The organism is Marivita lacus (assembly GCF_014637725.1).
GTDB lineage: Bacteria > Pseudomonadota > Alphaproteobacteria > Rhodobacterales > Rhodobacteraceae > Marivita > Marivita lacus.
Window position 1 is genome coordinate 31,152 of record NZ_BMFC01000017.1, and the last position, 21,076, is coordinate 52,227.

Here is a 21,076-nt window from a genome sequence, read left to right on the forward strand (position 1 = left end):
CAGGGCAGTTCTGCCGTCACGACGCCTTCAGGAATTCCCGCAGCAGCGGCTGTTGCGCCGGCTTCTTGGCAAGGCTTTTCAGCAGCTTGGCCAGTTTCGGTTCATTGACGCGTTTGGCGGCGCTTTTCGGGTTGAACCACCGGCGCTTGCGCTCGTGCCGTTCTTTCCAGTTGCGCAACAGACGGTCGACCACCATCGGATAGACATCGACCCTGCATTTCAGCAGGGACCCATTCGACAGTTTCTTCTTGTAGGTGTAGGTGCCGATCACCTCGGTCGCGATATAGCCGAGCGCGCCTGCCTCTTCGAGCGCTTCGATCTCGGCGGCATCCCAGGGTTTCTTGCCATCCATCGTCCAGCCCTTGGGCATGACCCAGCGCCCCGTATCGCGCGACGTGACCATCAGCACCTGAAAGGTGCCGTCAGACTTCCATCGCATCGGAAGCGCCGCGATCTGTCTGCCGAGATCTGCCATCAGGCTCACAATATCTGGTTGTAGATTTCACTATACACACAAGGTAGCCCAAAAGTACACAGCCAACAGGTTTTTTGTATATACATGGGGACCTTCACCCCCGATTTCAACGCGCACTCACAGACCGGATATGGCCTTCAGATGGGTCAGCACCTCGTCAACGCCGCGGTCATGACGGATCGCGGCAAAGACAAAGGGGCGGCCCTGGCGCATCTTCGTGGCGTCGCGGTCCATCACCTCGAGCGATACGCCCACATGCGGGGCAAGATCGGTCTTGTTGATGACAAGGATATCCGACCGGGTCAGCGCGGGGCCACCCTTGCGGGGAATGTCCTCACCCGCAGCCACGTCGATCACGTAGAGCGTCACATCCGCGAGTTCGGGACTGAACGTGGCCGACAGGTTGTCACCACCGGATTCGATCAGCACCACCTCGACATCCGGGTGACGGCGAACCATCTCGGCCACCGCCGCCAAATTGATCGACGCATCCTCGCGGATGGCTGTGTGCGGGCAGCCGCCGGTTTCCACACCGATCACCCTGTCGCGCGGCAGGATCTGCATGCGCATCAGCGCCTCCGCGTCTTCCTGCGTGTAGATGTCATTGGTGATCACGCCAACGGAATGGCTGTCTTTGAGCCGCTTGGCCAGCGCTGCGGTGAGCGAGGTTTTCCCCGCCCCAACCGGGCCACCGATGCCGACACGAAGGGGTCCGTTGCGGGTGGTCATGTGCGGAATATCCTTGGGCTGAGGGTCTCGTGACGCATCGCGGCGATATCGGCAGCAAAGCTCTGGCTGGTCAGGTCGTCAAGCGTTCCGGTCTCGGTCTGTGCTGCAATGTCGGAACAGAGCGGCGCAAGGGCCGACACGATCCGCTGCGCCTCGGTCTGGCCCAGCGCCATCAGACGTTGGCAGGCGGCAACCACGGCGGCGACCCAGGCGTGCAGATACACCTGCACCGCCATGGTCAGGGGCAGCCCCAGATGCCGGATGCCCACGCCCAGCGCGACCGGGTAGGTGAGGTTCGTGGCGTCGATGCCCCAATTGGCGCGCAACTGGTCGCAGAACGCCGCCCCCTGCGCGTCGATCTCCAAAAGCCGTTCGCGGCTGGGGCAGAACGCGCGGGCGGTCTGGTCCACCTCATGCGGGTCCATGCCGCTGGCCGCAGCCCGGATCAGCAGCGCATCGCTGATCCCGTTGCCGTCGCGCAGCATGTCCGACAGCCAGTCCTCGACCGTTCGGGGTGTGACAACCCCGTCGGCAATCGCCTGCTCCAGCCCGCTGGAATAGGCGAAGGCCCCGATGGGAAAGCCCGGCGACAGCCATTGCGCCAGCGTCAGGATCGGGTCAGTGCGCGTGTGCATGGGTGCGTCCATGGCCATAGGCCCCGCCTTCCGGGGTGAAGGGTTCGACCCGTTCGATCACCACAGCACCCAGCTTGCCGAGCATGTCGCGGATCACGTGATCCGGCTGGATCAGCAGACGCGTGGCCTCCACCTGACAGGGCGTGTGGCGGTTGCCGATATGCCAGGCAAGACGGACAAGGTTGTCGCCGGTGATTTCGAGCAGAGGCTCGGGGGCGGCCACCACTTCGATCTCGCGCCCGTCTTCGAGTTTCAGCGCACCGCCATGGTTGAGCGAGGTTGTGGTTTCGAGGTCCAGCAGGAAGTCGAGACCACCATCGGTGGTGAGAACGCGCCGCCGCAGGAACCGCGCCTCGTAGCTCAGGGATATGGTGTCGGCGGGGGTGCCGTGGGTGTGCGGATGGTAGGTGGAAACGGTGAGCATTTGGAGCTTCTCAGGTTAGCGATGTGGATGGCACGGCGCGACAACGCTCAGAACAGGAAATACCGCTGCGCCATCGGCAACACTTCGGCGGGTTCACAGACCAGCAATTCGCCATCGGCGCGCACTTCGTAGGTTTCGGGATTCACCTCGACCTTGGGCGTTGCGGTGTTGAGCTTGAGGTCGGATTTGCCGATTCCGCGGGTGTTCTGCACGGCGAGCGTCTTCTTGGCGATCCCCAGCAGTTCCCCGATGCCATCGGCCTGCGCCGCCTCGGAGACGAAGACCACGGCAGAGTGTTCGACGCTGCGCCCGTAGGCGCCCCACATGGGCCGCGAATAGACCGGCTGCGGTGTCGGGATCGACGCGTTGGGGTCCCCCATCTGCGCACAGACGATCGTGCCGCCCAGAAGCACCATTTCGGGCTTCACGCCAAAGAACGCCGGGTTCCAAAGCACGAGATCGGCACGCTTGCCTTCCTCGATGCTGCCGATATGGCGGCTGATGCCATGCGCAATCGCCGGGTTGATCGTGTATTTCGCGATGTAGCGGCGCACGCGCATGTTGTCGTTGTCGCCGGTTTCCTCGGGCAGGCGTCCGCGCTGCTTGCGCATCTTGTCGGCGGTCTGCCAGGTGCGGATGATCACCTCACCCACCCGGCCCATCGCCTGGCTGTCCGACGCGATGATCGAAAACGCCCCCATGTCGTGCAGGATGTCCTCTGCCGCGATGGTCTCGCGCCGGATGCGGCTTTCGGCAAATGCGATGTCCTCGGGAATGGATTTGTCGAGGTGGTGACAGACCATGAGCATGTCCAGATGCTCTTCCAGCGTGTTGACGGTGAAGGGACGCGTCGGGTTGGTCGAGGACGGCAGGACGTGTTCCTCACCACAGATCTTGATGATGTCCGGCGCGTGCCCGCCGCCCGCGCCCTCGGTGTGGAAGGCGTGGATCGTGCGGCCCTTCATGGCCTTGACGGTGTGTTCGACAAACCCCGATTCATTCAGCGTGTCCGTGTGGATCATCACCTGCACATCCATCGCGTCGGCCACCGAAAGGCAGCAGTCGATGGCGGCGGGCGTGGTGCCCCAATCCTCGTGCAATTTCAGCGCGCAGGCGCCCGCCTTGACCTGCTCTTCCAAAGCGGCGGGCAACGACGCGTTGCCCTTGCCGGCAAAGGCAAGGTTCATTGGAAACGCATCGGCGGCCTGCAACATGCGGCCGATATGCCACGGTCCCGGCGTGCAGGTTGTGGCCAATGTGCCATGCGCGGGGCCGGTGCCGCCGCCCAGCATGGTTGTCAGACCGGAATGCAGCGCGTCGTCGATCTGTTGGGGGCAGATGAAATGGATGTGCGAATCAAAACCACCGGCGGTCAGGATGCGCCCCTCGCCCGCAATCGCCTCGGTGCCCGGCCCGACGATGATGTTCACACCCGGCTGGGTGTCCGGGTTTCCCGCCTTGCCGATCCGGTAGATGCGCCCGTCACGCAGCCCCACATCGGCCTTGTAGATGCCGGTATAGTCCACGATCAGCGCGTTGGTGATGACCGTATCCACCGCGCCCTCGGCCCGCGTCGCCTGGCTCTGGCCCATCCCGTCGCGGATCACCTTGCCGCCGCCGAACTTGACCTCTTCACCATAACCCAGCGCGTTCGACCCGCTGCCTCCGCTTGTAGCGGCACCCACGGCCTCGGCGGTCAGGTCGCGCTCCACCTCGATGATGAGGTCCGTATCGGCAAGCCGAAGCCGGTCGCCCACGGTGGGGCCGAACATGGCGGCATAGTCGGCGCGTTTGATCTCTACTGGCATATCAGGCCCTCTTCGCTCCGTGTTTCGTCAGGCGCGTGTGTCTGGCGCGGGTCATCACAGATCCCCCATGACCTGCTGGTTGAACCCGATCACCCGGCGCTTGCCCGACAGCGGGATCAGCTGCACCTCGCGGCGCTGGCCCGGCTCGAAGCGCACGGCGGTGCCCGGCGCGATATCGAGCCTGTGCCCCCGCGCCGCATCCCGGTCGAACTCCAGAGCGGGGTTGGTTTCTGCGAAATGGTAATGGCTGCCCACCTGCACCGGCCGGTCACCGGTATTGGCCACCATCAGCGTGATCGCCGTGCGGTCGGCGTTGAGCGTCAGCGTTCCCTGCGCCGGGAACAGCTCTCCGGGGATCATTTGCGCGACCGGAACGTCGCAAGAGCCAAGCCGCCCGCCACCGCGATCAGGCCCAGCGCGCTGACAATCGCCAGCCAATGCGCGCCATCATGCGGATGCACATGCGCGCCGGGATGGGCCATCGCGGCGGACGTCCAGAGAAGTGTCACCGCACCAAAAGAAAGACCGTTTTTCATTGTCACACCTTTTCGCTTCTTCTTGTTCCAAATACTCATGTTCACCGGATCGGATTGTGCACCGTCACAAGCTTGGTGCCGTCCGGGAACGTCGCCTCCACCTGCACCTCGTGGATCATCTCGGGCACGCCCTCCATGCATTGATCGCGGGTGATGACCTGCGCACCCGCCTGCATCATGTCCGCGACCGACCGCCCATCGCGGGCGCCTTCGACCACCGCATCGGTGATGAGCGCGATCGCTTCGGGATGGTTCAGCTTCACGCCGCGTTCGAGCCGCTTGCGCGCCACGATGGCGGCCATGGCCACCAGCAGCTTGTCTTTCTCACGAGGGGTCAGGTTCATCTGTCATAGTCTCCAGGAGCGCGGCAGGGCGTCACCGCTCAGCCGATCAAGAACGGGGATCAGGGTGCGGCGGAGCTCGAAGCCGTCGTGCGCCAGCGCCCGCAGCACCAGTACGCCGTCCCGCACAAGCGACACGCCCGCCGTTGCTGGCAACATGGCGCGGATGGAACCCAGATGCGTCTCGGCCTCGGGCGCCGCGAAAACCACAAGCGCCATGGCGCGCGCACCACCGCCAATGGCGGGTTTGTCGAGGATCGCGCAGATATCGCCGTTCAGCGTACTCGCGTCGCGGAACACCAATTCGCCGTCACGTTCCAGCGTCAGGCTGTCGGCAAAGCGCGCCTGCGAGACCACCTCGCCCATGGCCAGCCGGCCAAAGAGCACCGGCTCGACCAGCAGCAGACGCGCATCGGCGGCCATCCTGATGCTCAGCGACCGGCGCAGCGCGCCGTTCTGGAACAGGATGGTCTCCTGCGGCAGCCAATCGACACGCGCACCAGCCTCGACCGTCACGATATTGCGCACCCGTGCGGTCGTGTCATCGGCGGTGCGGTAAACACGTTCGGCGGCCTGTGTCGTCAACCGCAACCGCGCGCCCGCCTGCGCGGTCGCTCCGATCGAGAGCGTGTCACCGCCGGTCAGCCCGCCGGAGGTGTTGAGGATGATACCTTCAACCGCATCGCGCGCCGGCGTCATGAGTATCTTGGCCGACCCGGTCTGGTGCAGATCGGCAAGTGCCGAAATCCCCCCCGCGCGCAGCTTTGCGGCGATGTGCAGCTTGCCATGGGATCGGGGCGGCAAGGTGTTGAGGGCGGTCAAATGGGTCATGGTTCCGAGACGCTAACAATCCGTCGGCACGGAGTTCCAACGCATTTCACGGGCGCGCATCAAAACTGATGAAAAGCAGGGCAGAAAGCGGCCCGACGCAGGGCAAGTTGCCCGCAAATAAGGCGAAATTTCCAATTACGCTCTTTATTCGGGCAAACGTGAAACCGCGTCTTCAGGACGCAGGTGCGCAGTCGGGCACTTGGCTCAGCATCCACTCGCGGGACGGGCGCACCCCTTCGGGAAAGCCCTGCAACACCTCGTCCACCACCTCGGCGCTCAGCCCGGCGACCTCGCAGGAATAGTCCGAGAAGGTGCCCTCGGGGTTGTCCACCTGCCAGTCGCGGAAATCCTGCGCCTCAAAGGCCATTGCAGCCCCTGCCCCGACCACGGGAACCGCCACAAGCACGCGGCGCAACCGCGCCTTGGCCTTGGTCTTGGCCACCGCGCGGGCAAGATCCTTGCGATGCTTCATAGCCGCCGCCGACGCACCGGCCGTCACGCTGGCCACCTGCGCGGTCAGGGTCAGCGCTTGCAAACCCAGCGCCACGGTGCTGAGGGCCAAAGCGCCACACAGCCAAATGAGCAGAACTGAATTGCGCAACCATCTCAACAGGCGGAACACGGGGCTAGCGCAGGCTTTGCAGCAGGGCTTGCGACGGTGTGCCGGTGACCGGCAGCCCCCGGCTGGACTGGTAGGCCCGGATCGCCGTTTCGGTGTTGGACCCGATCACGCCATCGGCGCCCTGTGTGTCGAAACCGCGCGCGGTCAGGCGTTGTTGCAGGCTGATCCGGTCGGTTTTGGTCAGACCGTTGGCATCCGGGGGGAACGGCGTGCGCAGCGGTCCGGCACCGCCGATCCGGTCGGACAGGTGCCCGACCCCGATCGCGTAGGCGTCGGAATTGTTGTAGCGCTTGATCACCCGGAAATTCGCAGTTGTGGCAAAACGCGGCCCACCCGCTTGCGGCTGGAGCGATCCGTTGGGCGACTCGCCTCCCCAGCCCAGACCGCGCTGCCAGCCATTGCGTTGCAGGTACGCGGCGGCCGAGGCCAGCGCATCGCTCGGATCATCCGACCAGATGTCGCGCCGCCCGTCGCCGGTGTAGTCCACCGCGAATTGCTGGTACGAGGTCGGGATGAATTGCGTGTGTCCCATAGCACCAGCCCAGCTTCCGGTCAGTTGCGCCGCAGGGATATCGCCGTTCTGAACGATGCGCAGCGCCGCGATGAGCTGCTGTTCAAAGAACTGCCCGCGCCGCCCGTCAAAGGCCAGCGTCGAGGTGGCCGAGATCACCGGCACCTCGCCGCGCCGTTCGCCGTAAAAGCTTTCCAGCCCCCAGATCGCGGTGATGATCCGCGCATCGACGCCGTAGCGGTCCTCAAGCGCGGTGAGCGTGCCGCGATGGCGGGCAAGCGCTGCTCTGCCCTTTTGCACCCGCTCGTCAGAGGCGGCGATGGCAAGATAATCCTCGAGACTGCGGCTGAATTCGGTCTGGTTGCGGTCACGCGTGACGACCCCCGGCAGATAGCCTGCGCCGCGAAACGCCACATCGAGCGTGGGTCGCGTGATGCCCTGTGCCACGGCCCGTTCGCGGAACGACGCCACCCACGCGTCATAGGCGGGGTTCGGCACGGGCCTGAGATCGGCAGGCAGGCCGTTTGGTGTGCTGGCGCCGCTTGGCATGCTGCGCGAACAGGCGGTGAGGCCAAGGCTGGCCAGCCCCAGCCCGAATAGGCGTCGATTGATCTGCATCGGTCTGCTCACCTCTGGTTGTTTTTGCCCGCAGTGTGCGGGCAGTTCGGGATTCTCACAATGGTGCAAAATGGCCTGCCCCCGGATCGGCGGATGCCCGCAAATCGGGCAGGGGCGAGGTCTGGCGCGGCATGGCTGCGGGAGGTCTCTTTTCTTTTGCATCAAACCCGGCCAGTCTTGGCGCATCGTAGAAGGAGGGACCGATGGACGCCAGTTTCTCGCGCCGCAAATTGCTGACACCGGCTGAATTGCGCAGCCTGACGGAACGCTCTGACCTGCACGGTGCGGTTCAAATGACCAGCCATGTGAGTGCCATCTTGATCGTAGCCTATCTGCACGCCTTGGCAATGAACACCGGATGGGTCTGGGTGACGGGGTTTGCGCTGGGTGTGCTGCTCAACTTCCTTTACGCAGCACAGCACGAGTTGAGCCATGCAACGGTGTTCAGGACACGCCGGCTGAACGAGGTGTTCGGCCGCATCATCGGTTTCCTCCAGATTTTCCCGCGCGACTATGACCAGATCATGCATTTCGCCCATCACCAGCACACGCAGGACTGGGAGCGTGATGGCGAATTGGTGCGCGAGCCTTATACGCTGACCACCTACCTGCTGTGGCTGTCGGGCATCACCTATTGGCGCAACCGCGTCTTCGGCGTTGTTCGGCGCGCGCGGGGTGTGATCGTGGAGCCCTATATCCGCCCCGAGGAAGAGGCCAAGGTGATCCGTGAAAGCCGCATTCATCTTGGGCTCTACGTTCTGATCGGGGTTGTGTCCGTTGCAGCCGGAAGCTGGGCCGCGCTGACCTTCTGGTTGATCCCGATGATCCTGACCAAGCCGGTGCACCAGTTGCAGAACACCATCGAACATCTGGGCCTGAGCCACGAGAGCGATATCCTCGAAAACACCCGGTCCACCCGTGCCAACGCGTTGATCCGCTGGCTCTGCTGGCAAATGCCCTATCACACCGCGCATCACACCTTTCCCGCCGTGCCGTTCTGGAAGCTGCGCGCGTTGAACGACAAGATCGAAAGCGCTGCGGGCGAGGTGCACCGGATGGGCTGGATCGAGTTCCAGATCGAGGTGATCCGCAAGCTGAGCGCCAGGGATGAAAGCCAGTATCCGATGAACGAGGTCTGGATCGTGCCGATGACCGGCGGACGCACCCGCCGGGTGCCCGCCGAGTGAGGCGGCTTCAGGTCTACACCTCGCTCTGGGCGATGCAGCCGCACGACCCGACGGGCGTGAAACTGCCCTATGATCAGGTCTGCGAGATGGTGGCCGGTGCCGGGTTCGATGGCATGGCCATCGACTTGGGCGCGTCGGATGTTTCGGTCGCTCATGCGGTGCGTCCACATATGGAAACCAATGGCCTGACGCCGTTGATCGTGGCCTTCCCAAAGACGATAGACAGCCTCGAGGACACGCTGCACATGGCCACCGATTTCGGTGCGCCCTTTGTCGATGTGATCGGTCAGGTCATGCCCATCGCGCTGGAGGACATGGCGCCGGTGATCGAGACATGGATTGCGATGTCCAACCGTATCCGAATGCCGATCCAGTTCGAGACCCATCGCAACTGCATCACCAACGATCTCTACACCACGCTGCAACTGCTCGACCGTATCCCCGAGATGCGCATTTGCGCCGATCTGTCCCACTACGTCGTGGATCGCGAGTTCTGGTTTCCCATGTCGGATCATGACCTTGGCCTGATCTCCCGTATCCTCGAACGCTCCGACAGCTTTCAGGGGCGTGTCGCCAGCCGCCAACAGATCCAGCTGCAACTCGACTTCCCGCAGCACCGGAAATGGGTTGACCTGTTCAAGGGCTGGTGGCGCGAAGGCATCGCCGACTGGCGCGCGCGCAACGCCTCGGGCGACTGCATCTTCGTCTGCGAACTGGGCCCGCCCGAATACGCGATGACCGACGCAGAGGGCCGCGAAATGTCCAACCGCTGGCACGAGGCGCAGGTGATCCAGCGCTGGGTCCGCGAGATTTGGGAGGATCTGGGCGGCGACACCTGAACCGCGTTCGGATTTGACACCCCGGCGTTTCGTGCCACAGTGCGCGCGATCAAGAGTTCAGGATACCACATTCCCATGACCACCCCCTGCATCATCTGCGTTGCCATCACCGGATCGGTTCCCACCAAAGCCGACAACCCCGCAGTTCCGACCAGCGTGTCGGAACAGATCGAAAGCACCCACGAGGCGTTCGAGGCAGGGGCCAGCATCGTGCATGCCCATGTGCGCAACGACGATGGAACTCCGACCTCCGACCCGGAGCGGTTCGCCCTGCTCAAGGAAGGGGTCGAGAAACACTGCCCCGGCATGATCATCCAGCTGTCGACAGGCGGACGGTCCGGCGCGGGCAAGACGCGCGGTGGCATGCTGCCTCTGGCCCCTGACATGGCGTCGCTGTCGGTCGGGTCGAACAACTTTCCGACCCGCGTCTACGAGAACCCGCCAGACCTCGTGGCCTGGCTCGCCTCGGAAATGGTCACCCATGGTGTGAAACCCGAGATCGAGGCGTTCGACCTGTCGCACATCTTCCGCGCCGACGCGATGCACAGGGCCGGCGAGATTGCCGATACACCTTACGTGCAGTTCGTGATGGGCGTGAAGAATGCGATGCCCGTCGACCGCGAGGTGTTCGATTTCTACGTCCACACCGTCAAGCGCCTCTTCGGCGAAAACGCACCGTGGTGCGCCGCGGGCATCGGGCAGAACCAGATCGTGCTGAACGACTGGGCCATCTCTGCAGGCGGCCATGCCCGCACCGGGCTCGAGGACAACATCCGCATTGACCGCAACACGCTGGCGCCATCGAACGCCGCGCTGGTCAAACGCACGGTTGCGGTCTGCGAGACCTACGAACGCCCCGTGGCCACATGGCAGCAGGCCCGCGAGATGCTGGGTTTGCGACCGGTCGCGGCCTGAACCACCCCCGGCTTCTCTGGTTCAAAAATATCTCGGGGGAGGCCGCCAAAGGCGGCCGGGGGCAGCGCCCCCTGTTTCCGTTGACGGAAACACGCGATGCGTCAACGCATCGTCTTTCATCGCCGAAAAAAGAAAACCCCCGCACCAAAGATGCGGGGGTGTCCGATTTCCGAACCGATCGCGTGGATCAGTCGTTGTCGCCCGACTTGAGCGCTGCGCCAAGGATGTCGCCCAGCGATGCACCCGAAGCCGACGAGCCATACTGCTCGACCGCTTCCTTTTCTTCGGCGATCTCGCGTGCCTTGATCGACAGGCCCAGACGACGGGTCTTGCTGTCCACGTTGGTCACGCGCACATCGACCTTGTCACCAACCGAGAAACGCTCGGGGCGCTGTTCGGCACGGTCACGGCTGAGGTCGGAGCGGCGGATGAAGGACTTCATGCCCTCATATTCCACTTCGATCCCGCCTTCTTCGATCGCGGTCACCTGAACGGTGATGATCGAGCCACGCTTGGTGCCACCAACGGCTTCGGCGAACTTGTCACCGCCCAGCGCCTTGACCGACAGCGAAATACGCTCTTTCTCGACATCCACTTCGGTGACGACGGCCTGAACCATGTCGCCCTTGCGGTAGTTCTGGATCGCGTCTTCGCCACGCTCGTCCCAGCTGAGGTCGCTGAGGTGAACCATGCCGTCGATGTCGCCTTCGAGGCCGACGAACAGACCGAATTCGGTGATGTTCTTGACTTCGCCTTCGACCTCGGTGCCCTCGGGGTGTGTTTCTGCAAACACTTCCCACGGGTTGCGCATGGTCTGCTTGAGACCCAGCGACACGCGGCGCTTGGCACCGTCGATTTCCAGGACCATGACTTCGACTTCCTGCGAGGTCGACACGATCTTGCCCGGATGGACGTTCTTCTTGGTCCAGCTCATCTCGGACACGTGGACAAGGCCTTCGACACCCGGCTCCAGCTCAACAAATGCGCCGTAATCGGTTATGTTGGTCACGCGGCCCATGTGCACCGATTCGAGCGGATACTTGGCAGCGACCAGATCCCACGGATCTTCCTGCAGCTGCTTCATGCCGAGGCTGATGCGGTGCGTTTCCTTGTTGATCTTGATGACCTGAACCTTGACGGTCTCGCCGATGGCGAGGATTTCCGACGGGTGGTTCACACGGCGCCATGCCATGTCGGTCACGTGCAGCAGGCCGTCCACGCCACCCAGATCGACGAATGCGCCGTACTCGGTGATGTTCTTGACGACGCCGTCCACAGCCTGACCCTCGGTCAGGTTGCCGATAACCTCGGCGCGCTGTTCGGCGCGGGATTCCTCGAGGATCGCGCGGCGCGATACAACGATGTTGCCCCGGCGACGGTCCATCTTGAGGATCTGGAACGGCTGCTTGAGACCCATGAGCGGGCCTGCGTCGCGCACGGGGCGCACATCGACTTGGGAGCCGGGCAGGAAGGCCACGGCGCCGCCGAGATCGACGGTGAAGCCGCCCTTGACGCGGCCAAAGATCGCGCCTTCGACGCGGGCATCGTCTGCATAGGCCTTTTCAAGGCGATCCCATGCTTCTTCACGGCGCGCCATCTCGCGGGAGATGACCGCTTCGCCGCGCGCGTTTTCCGCGGAGCGCAGAAACACCTCGACCTCGTCGCCGACAGAGATGTCGGGCGCTTCGCCGGGGTTTGCAAATTCCTTGAGATCAACGCGGCCTTCCATCTTGTAGCCGACGTCGATGATGGCCTGGCCCGCTTCGATTGCGATGACCCGGCCTTTCACAACGGACCCTTCGTCCGGTGTGTCCATTTCGAGGCTTTCATTCAAAAGCGCTTCGAATTCTTCCATAGATGCGTTCTGAGCCATGTGGCGTCTTTTTCCTTTACGTATCATTTTTCTGGCCGTGCGGTTGTCTCCGCCGGTCTGGGGTGATGTCCGCACTTGCGGCGAACGGGATTGGTCAAGGCAATCGCAAAACAAAGAGGGCCGGTGTGTGCCGACCCCTGCTCAATCTTCGTCTCGCGGCATTGTTTGCCTTTTAGCGACGCGTGGGCCATAGCAGAGCGCGCGACACAGCGCAAGACCGACACGCGCCGGAACCCCGATTTGGCGGGCTTGCGCGCAGTGTCTGGCCGATCAGCCCGCGCGACGTGCCGCCACCGCGTCAATGGCCGCTGCGATGGCCGCATCGATGCTCAGGTCGGAGGTATCGAGGATCACTGCATCCTCGGCCGGGCGGAGCGGTGCATCGGCGCGGTTCATGTCGCGGTCGTCGCGCGCCTTCACATCCGCCAGCACGGTGTCGAAATCGGTCTGAAAGCCACCTTCGGTGAGTTCGGCCAGCCTGCGCTGTGCGCGCACTTCGGCGCTGGCGGTCACGAAGAGCTTGGCCTCGGCGCGGGGACAGATCACGGTACCGATGTCCCGCCCGTCCAGAACGGCGCCTCCGGATCGCCGCGCGAAGGCGCGCTGGAAATCCAGCAATGCTGCGCGCACCTCGGGGATCACCGCAACCCTGGACGCTGCCTGCGCCACTTCGGCGGTGCGCAGATCGGGATTGTCGAGGTCACCTGCCACAAGGCTTTGTGCCGCCGTGATAGGGTCTTCGCCCAGCAACATGCGCGCGCCGACCGCCCGGTAGAGCAGCCCGGTGTCCAGATGCACCAGATCGAAATGGGCCGCGACCGCCTTGCTGATCGTGCCTTTGCCTGCGGCGGCGGGGCCATCAATGGCGACTGTGAAGGGTTGCATCATGTCGGTTTCCGAAAGGTCATGTAATGCGGCATGCGCCCTTCGCGCAGCGCTTTCATCTCGTAGCGGGTGGAGTACCAGTCGCCCCACGGGTGCCGCCAGTCGCCCGGACCATCGGCCAGCCATTCGAACCCGGCCTTGGGCACTTCGATCAGGGTCTGGCGCACATAGTCGGGAATGTCGGTGGCGACGCGAAACTCCGCCCCCGGAGCGAGAACGGCGTAGAGCGGTTGAAGGTGGTTCTGCGTGACGAAGCGCCGCCGGTGATGGCGTTTCTTGGGCCATGGGTCCGGATAGAGCAGGAACGCCTTGTCCACCGATCCTTCGGGCAAAACGTCGAAGATATCGCGCGCATCGCCGGGATGCACCCGCAGGTTGGTCACACCCGCATCGCGCACCTTGCCCAGAAGCATCGCCACGCCGTTGATGAAGGGCTCGCATCCGATGATGCCCACATCCGGATAGGTCTGCGCCTGATGGACAAGGTGTTCGCCGCCGCCGAACCCGATCTCGAGCCAGACGGGTTTGTCGCCGAAATGCGCCTTGAGATCGAGCGGTGTGCGGTCGGGGTTTTCCTCCCAGGAGACAGCTCCTGGGCTGAGCGCATCGAGATCGCTTTCGAGGTAATCCTTCTGGTTCGGGCGCAGGGTCTTGCCCTTGAACCGTCCGTAGAAATTGCGCCAGGGCGCGCCCGAGGGGTGTTTGGTATCCGTCATGGCGCGCGGTGTAGCGATTGCGCCGGGCTCTCGCAACGGAGGTCTTTGGTTTTTGTCGGCATCACGGATCGATGCGGATCGACCCCAGCACGTCGAGCCGGTCACCTGCGTGGCGCACGACAAGAACTTCGCCGGACCGGGTGGTCTGGCCGGTCAGCGCGCTGATGTTGACCTGGTGGGTGACGACGAAGGGCCGATCCGAACGGTCGGCCAGAAGGGTCAGCGCCTCGGCGGTCTGGCTGTCACGGGTCGAGAAATCCTGAAAGAAGGAGTTGAAGGCGGGCACGTCCTGCACCGGGCCTAGGTTCAAAAGCTCGGCAGTCTCACGGCAGCGGCACCACTGGCTGGTCAGCACCACGCCGAACGCCTGCCCCCGGTCGCGGAACGCCTGACCGATGCGCGCCGCCTGATCGCGTCCACTCTGGTCGAGATTGCGCTGGGTGCTGCAATCTCCGACGGTCATGTTGGCAGGATCGCCGGTTCCGGGGGCCAGCGCGTGGCGCATGATGGTGAACGCGCCGGGTGTGTCCAGCGCGTCCCAATCATTGGCGACCACGATCCCCGGCCACAAAAGGCCGAGGATCAGGATCAGTCGGTGGATCATAGCTGCGCGTCGAGGAACGATTGCAGGCCGTCCCAGCTTCCCTGATCGGCGTCGAGGTCATAGTCGCTCGATCCGTAAACGGTAAAGCTGTGGCGCGCGCCGCCGAACACCTGCGCACCGTGATCAACACCTGCGGATTGCAGCTGGTCCAGCAGGGACGCCAGGTCCGCCATGCCCGAAACCGGATCGGCAGAGCCGTGGAACAGCATGATCGGCGCGGATGTGGCGGAATAATCCTGACCTTCCGGCGTGCCCAGACCGCCATGGAAGCTGACGAACCCGTCAAGGTCGGCACCGGCGCGCGCGGCTTCGAGAACCGCTGCGCCACCAAAGCAATAGCCCATCATGACGTGGGTGTCGGTGGCGCCCGGAATATTGGCAGCCTCTTCGATGGCGCCCATCAGGCGCATGCGAAAGGCGTCGCGGTCGCTGTACATGGCGCCGGACAAGGCGCGGTATTCGTCGACGCTTTGGGGGTCTTCGTCGGCACCGTATACGTCGATGGCAAAGGCGGTGTAGCCCAGCGCGGCCAGCATTTCGGCGCGGCGCTCCTCGTACTCGGTCATGCCGTCCCAGTCGTGCACGATGAGGATGGTGCCCTTGGGGTCAATCGCGGTGTTGGTGGCGACGTAGCCTTCGTATTCCCGGTCACCCACGGTATAGCGGTGATAGTCAGCGGAAATCTCGGCCTGTGCAGCCGTTGCGGTCAGGGCCAGTGTGGCCAGGCTTGATCGGATCATGTCGGTCTCCTCTTTTTCGTCTCGAATGCCTTTGAAGCATAGCGCCGACACGCAAAAGAAAAGGCCGAAGGACCGGAACGCGGGTCGGACAAGGCTGCCCGACCCGCAGTGTGGTGCGTCAGACGGACGCCTTGAGCGCGTCCACCAGATCGGTGCGTTCCCAGCTGAACCCGCCATCCGCTTCGGGCGCACGGCCGAAATGGCCGTAGGCTGCGGTGCGTTCGTAGATCGGCCTGTTCAGCTGCAGATGCGTGCGAATGCCACGCGGGGTCAGGTCCATCACCCGTGGGATCGCCGCCTCGATGGCCGATGCCTCGATCTCGCCGGTGCCATGGGTGTCGGCATAGATCGACAGGGGCCTGGATACACCGATCGCGTAGCTGAGCTGGATCGTGCAGCGTTCGGCAAGTCCCGCGGCGACCACGTTCTTGGCCAGGTACCGCGCGGCATAGGCTGCGGACCGGTCCACCTTGGTCGGATCCTTGCCGGAGAACGCGCCGCCACCATGCGGGGCAGCCCCGCCATAGGTGTCGACGATGATCTTGCGGCCCGTCAGGCCCGCGTCGCCATCCGGCCCACCGATCACGAAGGTGCCCGTGGGGTTGACCCACCATTCGGTGGCGTCGGTGATCCAGCCCGCAGGCAGGACCTCGCGGATATAGGGCTCCACGATGGCACGGATGTCGGCAGAGCTTTGGCTTTCATCGGCGTGCTGGGTCGAAAGAACGATCGAGGTCACGCCCATCGGCTTGCCGTTCTCGTAGCGCACCGAGACCTGCGACTTGGCATCGGGGCGCAGCAAAGGCTCTGCGCCGGATTTCCGCACCTCGGCCAGACGTTTCAGGATCGCGTGGCTGTAAAGGATCGGCGCGGGCATGAGCGCGTCGGTCTCGTTGGTGGCGTAGCCGAACATGATGCCCTGATCGCCTGCCCCTTCATCCTTGTCACCGCTGGCGTTCACGCCCTGCGCGATATGCGCCGATTGCTGGTGCAGCAGGTTGGTGATCTCGCAGGTGGCGTGGTGGAACTTGTCCTGCTCGTAGCCGATGTCCTTGATGCAGGCGCGCGCGATGTCGGGGATGCGCTCCATGTAGGTTTGCAGGCGGGACTGGTCAGACAGCCCCACCTCTCCACCGATGACGACGCGGTCGGTCGTGGCAAAGGTTTCGCAGGCCACCCGCGCTTCGGGTTCTTCTGACAGGAATGCGTCGAGGATTGCGTCCGAGATACGGTCGCAGACCTTATCCGGGTGGCCCTCGGAGACGGATTCCGAGGTGAAGATGTAGTTCTGTCTGGACATGAGTGCTCCATTGGGATCTGCCGTCACGTCAGGAAGCCGTTGTGACGGGAATGAGGCTCTGGGTTAAGGCCGCGTCACGGTGCGGTCAATGGGTCTGCGACGTTTCAGGGTCAACAGAGTCGCAAATGCCACGATGAGCGCCAGAAATGCCGTCCAATCGCCGGTGCGGCTGTAGAGTGTCGGCGCAAGCGGTGCGGGCAGCGGCACGTCGAGGAACCCCGCACGGCCCAGTGGAAGCGAGTCCACGATGCGGCCGGCCGGGTCGATCATCGCCGAAATGCCGGTATTGGCCACGCGGATCATCGGCAGCCCCTGTTCGATGGCGCGCAGACGGGCCTGTGACAGGTGTTGCTGCGGACCGGCATTGATGCCGAACCACGCGTCATTGGTGATCTGGAGCAGCATGTCAGGGCGCGACGGCGCGCCGTTCACATCCTGCGCAAACACAGCCTCGTAACAGATCAGAGGAAGGGCTTTGCCCAGGGGTCCAAGGTCGATCAGCGCAGGCCCCGGCCCCGCCGAATAGCCGGCATCCGCCCGCGCGGCGAGGCCGAGGATGTTGAACCGCGCAAAGAGGGGTGCTGCGGGCATGTATTCGCCAAAGGGCACAAGGTGGTGCTTGTCGTACAAGTCAGCCACCTGTCCCGTACCGTCCAGCGTGACGAGGGAATTGTAGTAGCGTCCCTGCTCTTCGCGCTGGATGCCCAGAACCACGGGCGTGCCAGCAGCGGCATCCGCGATCACTTCAAATGCGTAGCCTGCGTCATCGAGAAGGCTGGGCACTGCGGTTTCAGGCCAGACGATCAGGTCGGGTTTGGGCAGTTGCGCCGTAAAATCCACCTGACGGTTGAAGAACATCGGGATGAAATCGCGGTCCCATTTCTGGTGCTGCGGTGCGTTCGGCTGGATCAGGCGCACGGTCGGTCGGTCCGCGAGGTCGGAGGCGGCGGGTGTGATGACTGCCCCCGTCCCCCACATCGCGACCAGTGTGACAAGGCCCGTTGCCGCGTATTTCAAAGATCGCCGCGTGAGACCACCTGCCAGCAGTGCCGCGACCAGAGTTGTCACCACGGTCAGCCCGTGTGGTCCGATCACCGAATGCCATTGTGCCACCGGGGTCGGTGCCCAGAGATACCCCACCAGCCCCCATGGAAATCCGGTCAGGACATAGGCCCGCGCCAGTTCGATCCCCGCCCAGCAGAGGGCAATCGCAAACGGACCACGCGTCAGCCGTCGCCCGCCCCAGAACGCAACCGCCCAGAGCAGCGCCAGGCCCGCCGCCATGCCGACAAGCGCGAAAGGTGCCATCCAGCCGGTCGTGGCCGCGTCCACCCGGAACGGCTCGAGGATCCAGTGCAGCGAAACCGCAAAATAGCCGACGCCAAAGAGCCAGCCTGTCCAACCTGCGGACTTCGCTGCCGTGTCGTATTGGGCAAGCCACAGCACCGCCACAAGCGCCACGAGGGCGATCCACCAGAGATCGAACGGCGGCTGGCCCAGCGCGAAACACGCGCCAAGGCACAACGCCCCCAGGCGGCGGATCAAAACCATGCGATCAGGCAGTGCTCACGGTGGCCGCCTCGACAACCTCGCGGGCCCTGGCGGTGTCGCCCTTGGCGGTTGTGCTGAGACGGACGCGCATCCGCTTGATCCGGCGCGGATCGGCATCGATCACTTCGAATTCCGGGCCTTGCGGATGTGGCACGACCTCTCCGCGTGCAGGCACGTGACCGGCCAGCATGAAGACCAGACCACCCAGTGTGTCGATTTCCTCTCCGTCGATATCGTCGTGATCGGTCAGGTTCAGCCCGATCTCGGCCTCGAATTCCTCAAGCGGGGTGCGGGCAAAGGCCATGTAGACCCCCGGCTTTTCGCGGGTGAAATTGTGGTCTTCATCCAGATCATGTTCGTCCTCGATTTCCCCGACGACCTGTTCGATCAGGTCCTCGATGGTCACGAGACCGTCCACGCCGCCATATTCGTCGATCACCAGCGCCATGTGCCGACGTTCGGTCTGCATCTTGGCCAGCAGCACACCGATGGGCATGGAGGGCGGCACGAACAAAAGCGGGCGCACCATCTGGGCCAGATCGAAATCGGTGCTCTTGCCATTGAAGCCGTGCTTGAGCGCGAGGTCCTTGAGATGCGCCATGCCAACAGGGGTGTCGAGCGTGCCGTTATAGACCGGCAAGCGTGTCAGCCCGCTTTCGCGGAAGACATCGACCAGTTCTGGCAGGGTTATGTTGTCCGGCACGGAGGTGATGTCGGCGCGTGGCACCGCGACATCCTCGACCCGCATGCGGCGCAGGTTCATCATGCCATCAATCGGAGACATTGACCGGGTGCTTTCCGGCTCTGGCGACATGTCGGCCACCTGTGCCGTTCCACCAAGCCAGCTGCGCAGACGGGAGAAGACTCCACGTCCCGGTTGAATTTCTTTCATCTCCCGCGCGCGATGCGCCGCGTTAGACGAGTCGTCGTTGTCGCCCATTTTTTCCTGTTCCGGTGAAGGCCTGTTGGCCCGTACTATTCCCTATATGGGTCCGCAACACCCATTTTGCCAAGTATCCGGGTTTCCAACCCTTCCATGAGCGTGGCATCGCGGTCACGAACGTGATCATAACCCAGAAGATGTAACACGCCGTGAACAATCAAATGCGTGACGTGATCGGGCAGTGTCTTGCCCGCCGCGTCAGCCTCTTGCAGGCAGGTGTCATAGGCGATGGCGATGTCTCCAAGGCTTTCGCCCATCATCGGATCGGGGGGCGGCGGCGGGCTTGGCTGGCCGCCATCTTCGTCCGGCGCAAGGTCGCTTGAAGGCCAGCTGAGCACATTGGTGGGTGTCGGTTTTTCGCGGAATTCGGCATTGAGTTCCGCGATGCGCGCATCGTCGCAGGCGAGCACCGCGATCTCGTAGCCATCTGCCGGAAAACCCAGGAATTCCAGCGTGTTGACTGCCGCGTTTTCGGCCAGAGTATCCAGCCCCGCCGCCTCCCAGCGGGGGTCTTCGATCACGATGTCGGTCAGTGTGGTCACGGGTCATCCATTGGGAGCCAGCCCGCCGTCCATTGTGCGCGCACCAATGGCGCAAAATGAACGGCTCCCCGGCATATTTGGAAAAAGAAGAAGCTCAGGGCGATTCAGCGTCTTTCTCGTAGGCTTCGATGATCGCTGCCACAAGCGGGTGGCGGACCACGTCCTTGGAGGTGAAGTAGTTGAAGCTGATCTTGGGGATGGATTTAAGCAGCCGTTCGGCATCGGCAAGCCCCGAGGCGACGCCGCGCGGCAGGTCGATCTGGGTGCGGTCACCGGTGATGACCATGCGCGAACCTTCGCCGAGACGGGTCAGAAACATCTTCATCTGCATCGACGTGGCGTTCTGCGCCTCGTCCAGAACCACGAAGGCATTGGACAGCGTCCGGCCGCGCATGAAGGCGAGCGGCGCGATTTCGATCACCTTTTCCTCGATCATCTTGGCAAGCTGCTTGCCCGGCAGAAAATCGTTCAGCGCGTCATAGAGCGGCTGCATATAAGGATCGACCTTGTCCTTCATGTCGCCGGGCAGGTAGCCCAGCTTCTCGCCCGCCTCGACCGCGGGGCGCGACAGGATGATCTTGTCGACCTGGCCGGTGATTAACATGTTCACACCGACGGCAACCGCCAGATAGGTCTTGCCGGTGCCTGCCGGGCCGATGCCGAAGGCCAGTTCATTGTCAAAGAGTGACCGGACATACGCCTTTTGCGCGTCGGTGCGCGGCTCCACCAGTTTCTTGCGGGTCTTGATCTCGACCGGGCCGCCTTCGAACATTTCGATCTGGGCATCGGGACCGGGATCGTCGGGCGCCATGCGGAATTCGCGGTCGATATCGCCGGGTGACACGCTGCGCCCCTGTTCAAGCCGCTGGTAGAGCGCCAGAAGAACATCGCGTGCTTCGGCCTGCGCGTCGGACGGGCCGTGAATCGTCAACTGATTCCCCCTGCGCAGGATCTGCACCCCGAGCCGGGTTTCGATTTCGGTCAGATTGCGGTCGTATTCGCCGCAAAGGTCGATGAGCAAACGGTTATCTGGGAATTCTACGAGCGCTTCTGACAAGGTGTCTGTGGTCACGCGGGTCTCCGGTGCAAAGGTGTCAGGATCAGGGTGTCAAGTTCCGTCACGCAGTGCAAGCGGTCACCCCTCCCGTCACAATACGTCTCCGAACGCGGTGCCACCTTTGAAGTCACCAATCGCCGTATTGCGTTCCAAAGCGTTGCCCGAGCAGACCGGCGTTCCATCCCTGTTGAGCCGTGGCGACAGGTAGCCCTCGACACCGTCGTCGATGATCCAGTGGTCACAGCCGTTGGGATCGATCCAGATGCCAGCTTGCAACTGGCTGAGCGGTTTGCTGTCAAAGCCGCGATCAACTCTTTTGTTGTCGCCGACGCTTTCACACCCGGCGAGGGCGGCACAGAGACCGGCGAGGGTGATGATACGGATCATGGCGGGG

Annotated in this window: 25 protein-coding genes and 1 riboswitch; of the genes, 3 read left to right on the top strand and 22 right to left on the bottom strand. The window is 63.4% G+C overall.

What is annotated here, in order from left to right:
* Positions 1 to 16 precede the first annotated feature (16 nt).
* The 11 genes from IEV82_RS20505 to IEV82_RS20555 form a co-directional block, all read right to left on the bottom strand.
* Entirely contained in the window at positions 17 to 475 is a 459-nt protein-coding gene (locus IEV82_RS20505; RefSeq protein ID WP_188483950.1) for an NUDIX hydrolase, read from the bottom strand.
* A 117-nt stretch (positions 476 to 592) separates the two neighbouring features.
* Positions 593 to 1,204: an urease accessory protein UreG gene (gene ureG / locus IEV82_RS20510; RefSeq protein ID WP_188483951.1), complete on the bottom strand. Its 612-nt coding sequence runs from the start codon at positions 1,202 to 1,204 to the stop codon at positions 593 to 595.
* On the bottom strand, positions 1,201 to 1,839 hold the full coding sequence (locus IEV82_RS20515; RefSeq protein WP_188483952.1) for an urease accessory protein UreF: 639 nt from the start codon (positions 1,837 to 1,839) through the stop codon (positions 1,201 to 1,203). Before IEV82_RS20515 ends, ureG begins: the two co-directional genes overlap by 4 nt.
* A complete protein-coding gene (locus tag IEV82_RS20520) occupies positions 1,823 to 2,263 on the bottom strand; it encodes an urease accessory protein UreE (protein WP_188483953.1) in 441 nt (146 codons plus the stop codon). Before IEV82_RS20520 ends, IEV82_RS20515 begins: the two co-directional genes overlap by 17 nt.
* A 47-nt stretch (positions 2,264 to 2,310) precedes the next feature.
* Entirely contained in the window at positions 2,311 to 4,071 is a 1,761-nt protein-coding gene (gene ureC / locus IEV82_RS20525) for an urease subunit alpha (RefSeq protein ID WP_188483954.1), read from the bottom strand.
* Between the two features lie 54 nt (positions 4,072 to 4,125).
* Positions 4,126 to 4,431: an urease subunit beta gene (locus IEV82_RS20530; protein ID WP_188483955.1), complete on the bottom strand. Its 306-nt coding sequence runs from the start codon at positions 4,429 to 4,431 to the stop codon at positions 4,126 to 4,128.
* The gene (locus IEV82_RS20535) at positions 4,428 to 4,607 is read right to left on the bottom strand and encodes a hypothetical protein (protein WP_188483956.1); all 180 of its coding nucleotides are present in this window, start codon (positions 4,605 to 4,607) and stop codon (positions 4,428 to 4,430) included. Before IEV82_RS20535 ends, IEV82_RS20530 begins: the two co-directional genes overlap by 4 nt.
* Before the next feature lie 41 nt (positions 4,608 to 4,648).
* Complete coding sequence (locus IEV82_RS20540; RefSeq protein WP_188483957.1) at positions 4,649 to 4,951, bottom strand: urease subunit gamma; 303 nt, start codon at positions 4,949 to 4,951, stop codon at positions 4,649 to 4,651.
* Positions 4,952 to 4,954: 3 nt separating this feature from the next.
* On the bottom strand, positions 4,955 to 5,779 hold the full coding sequence (locus tag IEV82_RS20545; RefSeq protein WP_188483958.1) for an urease accessory protein UreD: 825 nt from the start codon (positions 5,777 to 5,779) through the stop codon (positions 4,955 to 4,957).
* Between the two features lie 172 nt (positions 5,780 to 5,951).
* Positions 5,952 to 6,341, bottom strand: coding sequence for a hypothetical protein (locus IEV82_RS20550; RefSeq protein WP_229747941.1), 390 nt, complete (start codon positions 6,339 to 6,341; stop codon positions 5,952 to 5,954).
* A 64-nt stretch (positions 6,342 to 6,405) separates the two neighbouring features.
* Positions 6,406 to 7,530: a lytic murein transglycosylase gene (locus IEV82_RS20555; protein WP_188483960.1), complete on the bottom strand. Its 1,125-nt coding sequence runs from the start codon at positions 7,528 to 7,530 to the stop codon at positions 6,406 to 6,408.
* Positions 7,531 to 7,733: 203 nt separating this feature from the next.
* Here IEV82_RS20555 and IEV82_RS20560 point away from each other — a divergent pair, with 203 nt between their 5' ends.
* The 3 genes from IEV82_RS20560 (at position 7,734) to IEV82_RS20570 (ending at position 10,471) form a co-directional block, all read left to right on the top strand.
* Complete coding sequence (locus IEV82_RS20560) at positions 7,734 to 8,717, top strand: fatty acid desaturase (protein WP_188483961.1); 984 nt, start codon at positions 7,734 to 7,736, stop codon at positions 8,715 to 8,717.
* Positions 8,714 to 9,556 (top strand): sugar phosphate isomerase/epimerase family protein, encoded by an 843-nt coding sequence (locus IEV82_RS20565; protein ID WP_229747942.1) that lies wholly within the window; start codon positions 8,714 to 8,716, stop codon positions 9,554 to 9,556. Before IEV82_RS20560 ends, IEV82_RS20565 begins: the two co-directional genes overlap by 4 nt.
* 75 nt (positions 9,557 to 9,631) lie before the next feature.
* Entirely contained in the window at positions 9,632 to 10,471 is an 840-nt protein-coding gene (locus tag IEV82_RS20570; protein WP_188483962.1) for a 3-oxoadipate:acetyl-CoA acetyltransferase, read from the top strand.
* A 187-nt stretch (positions 10,472 to 10,658) separates the two neighbouring features.
* On the opposite strand, the gene rpsA is transcribed toward IEV82_RS20570, so the two are convergent.
* From rpsA to IEV82_RS20625, 11 genes are all read right to left on the bottom strand, one after another.
* The gene (gene rpsA / locus IEV82_RS20575) at positions 10,659 to 12,371 is read right to left on the bottom strand and encodes a 30S ribosomal protein S1 (protein ID WP_188483963.1); all 1,713 of its coding nucleotides are present in this window, start codon (positions 12,369 to 12,371) and stop codon (positions 10,659 to 10,661) included.
* 243 nt (positions 12,372 to 12,614) lie between these two features.
* Positions 12,615 to 13,232: a (d)CMP kinase gene (locus IEV82_RS20580; RefSeq protein WP_229747944.1), complete on the bottom strand. Its 618-nt coding sequence runs from the start codon at positions 13,230 to 13,232 to the stop codon at positions 12,615 to 12,617.
* Entirely contained in the window at positions 13,229 to 13,945 is a 717-nt protein-coding gene (trmB, locus tag IEV82_RS20585; RefSeq protein ID WP_188483964.1) for a tRNA (guanine(46)-N(7))-methyltransferase TrmB, read from the bottom strand. The genes IEV82_RS20580 and trmB overlap by 4 nt, the downstream gene beginning before the upstream one ends.
* 61 nt (positions 13,946 to 14,006) lie before the next feature.
* Positions 14,007 to 14,549 carry a histidine phosphatase family protein gene (locus IEV82_RS20590; protein ID WP_229747945.1) on the bottom strand — a complete coding sequence of 181 codons (543 nt, stop codon included), beginning with the start codon at positions 14,547 to 14,549 and terminating at the stop codon, positions 14,007 to 14,009.
* Positions 14,546 to 15,289 carry a dienelactone hydrolase family protein gene (locus tag IEV82_RS20595; protein WP_188483965.1) on the bottom strand — a complete coding sequence of 248 codons (744 nt, stop codon included), beginning with the start codon at positions 15,287 to 15,289 and terminating at the stop codon, positions 14,546 to 14,548. Before IEV82_RS20595 ends, IEV82_RS20590 begins: the two co-directional genes overlap by 4 nt.
* Positions 15,290 to 15,407: 118 nt before the next feature.
* On the bottom strand, positions 15,408 to 16,589 hold the full coding sequence (gene metK, locus IEV82_RS20600; RefSeq protein WP_188483966.1) for a methionine adenosyltransferase: 1,182 nt from the start codon (positions 16,587 to 16,589) through the stop codon (positions 15,408 to 15,410).
* A gap of 3 nt (positions 16,590 to 16,592) precedes the next feature.
* Positions 16,593 to 16,640, bottom strand: a riboswitch (SAM-SAH riboswitch).
* A gap of 12 nt (positions 16,641 to 16,652) precedes the next feature.
* Positions 16,653 to 18,140: an apolipoprotein N-acyltransferase gene (gene lnt, locus IEV82_RS20605; protein ID WP_188483967.1), complete on the bottom strand. Its 1,488-nt coding sequence runs from the start codon at positions 18,138 to 18,140 to the stop codon at positions 16,653 to 16,655.
* A gap of 4 nt (positions 18,141 to 18,144) precedes the next feature.
* A complete protein-coding gene (locus tag IEV82_RS20610; RefSeq protein WP_188483968.1) occupies positions 18,145 to 19,080 on the bottom strand; it encodes a hemolysin family protein in 936 nt (311 codons plus the stop codon).
* A gap of 35 nt (positions 19,081 to 19,115) precedes the next feature.
* Complete coding sequence (gene ybeY, locus IEV82_RS20615; RefSeq protein ID WP_229747946.1) at positions 19,116 to 19,625, bottom strand: rRNA maturation RNase YbeY; 510 nt, start codon at positions 19,623 to 19,625, stop codon at positions 19,116 to 19,118.
* 94 nt (positions 19,626 to 19,719) lie between these two features.
* Entirely contained in the window at positions 19,720 to 20,697 is a 978-nt protein-coding gene (locus IEV82_RS20620; RefSeq protein ID WP_188483969.1) for a PhoH family protein, read from the bottom strand.
* A 75-nt stretch (positions 20,698 to 20,772) separates the two neighbouring features.
* Complete coding sequence (locus IEV82_RS20625) at positions 20,773 to 21,069, bottom strand: hypothetical protein (protein WP_188483970.1); 297 nt, start codon at positions 21,067 to 21,069, stop codon at positions 20,773 to 20,775.
* Positions 21,070 to 21,076 lie beyond the last annotated feature (7 nt).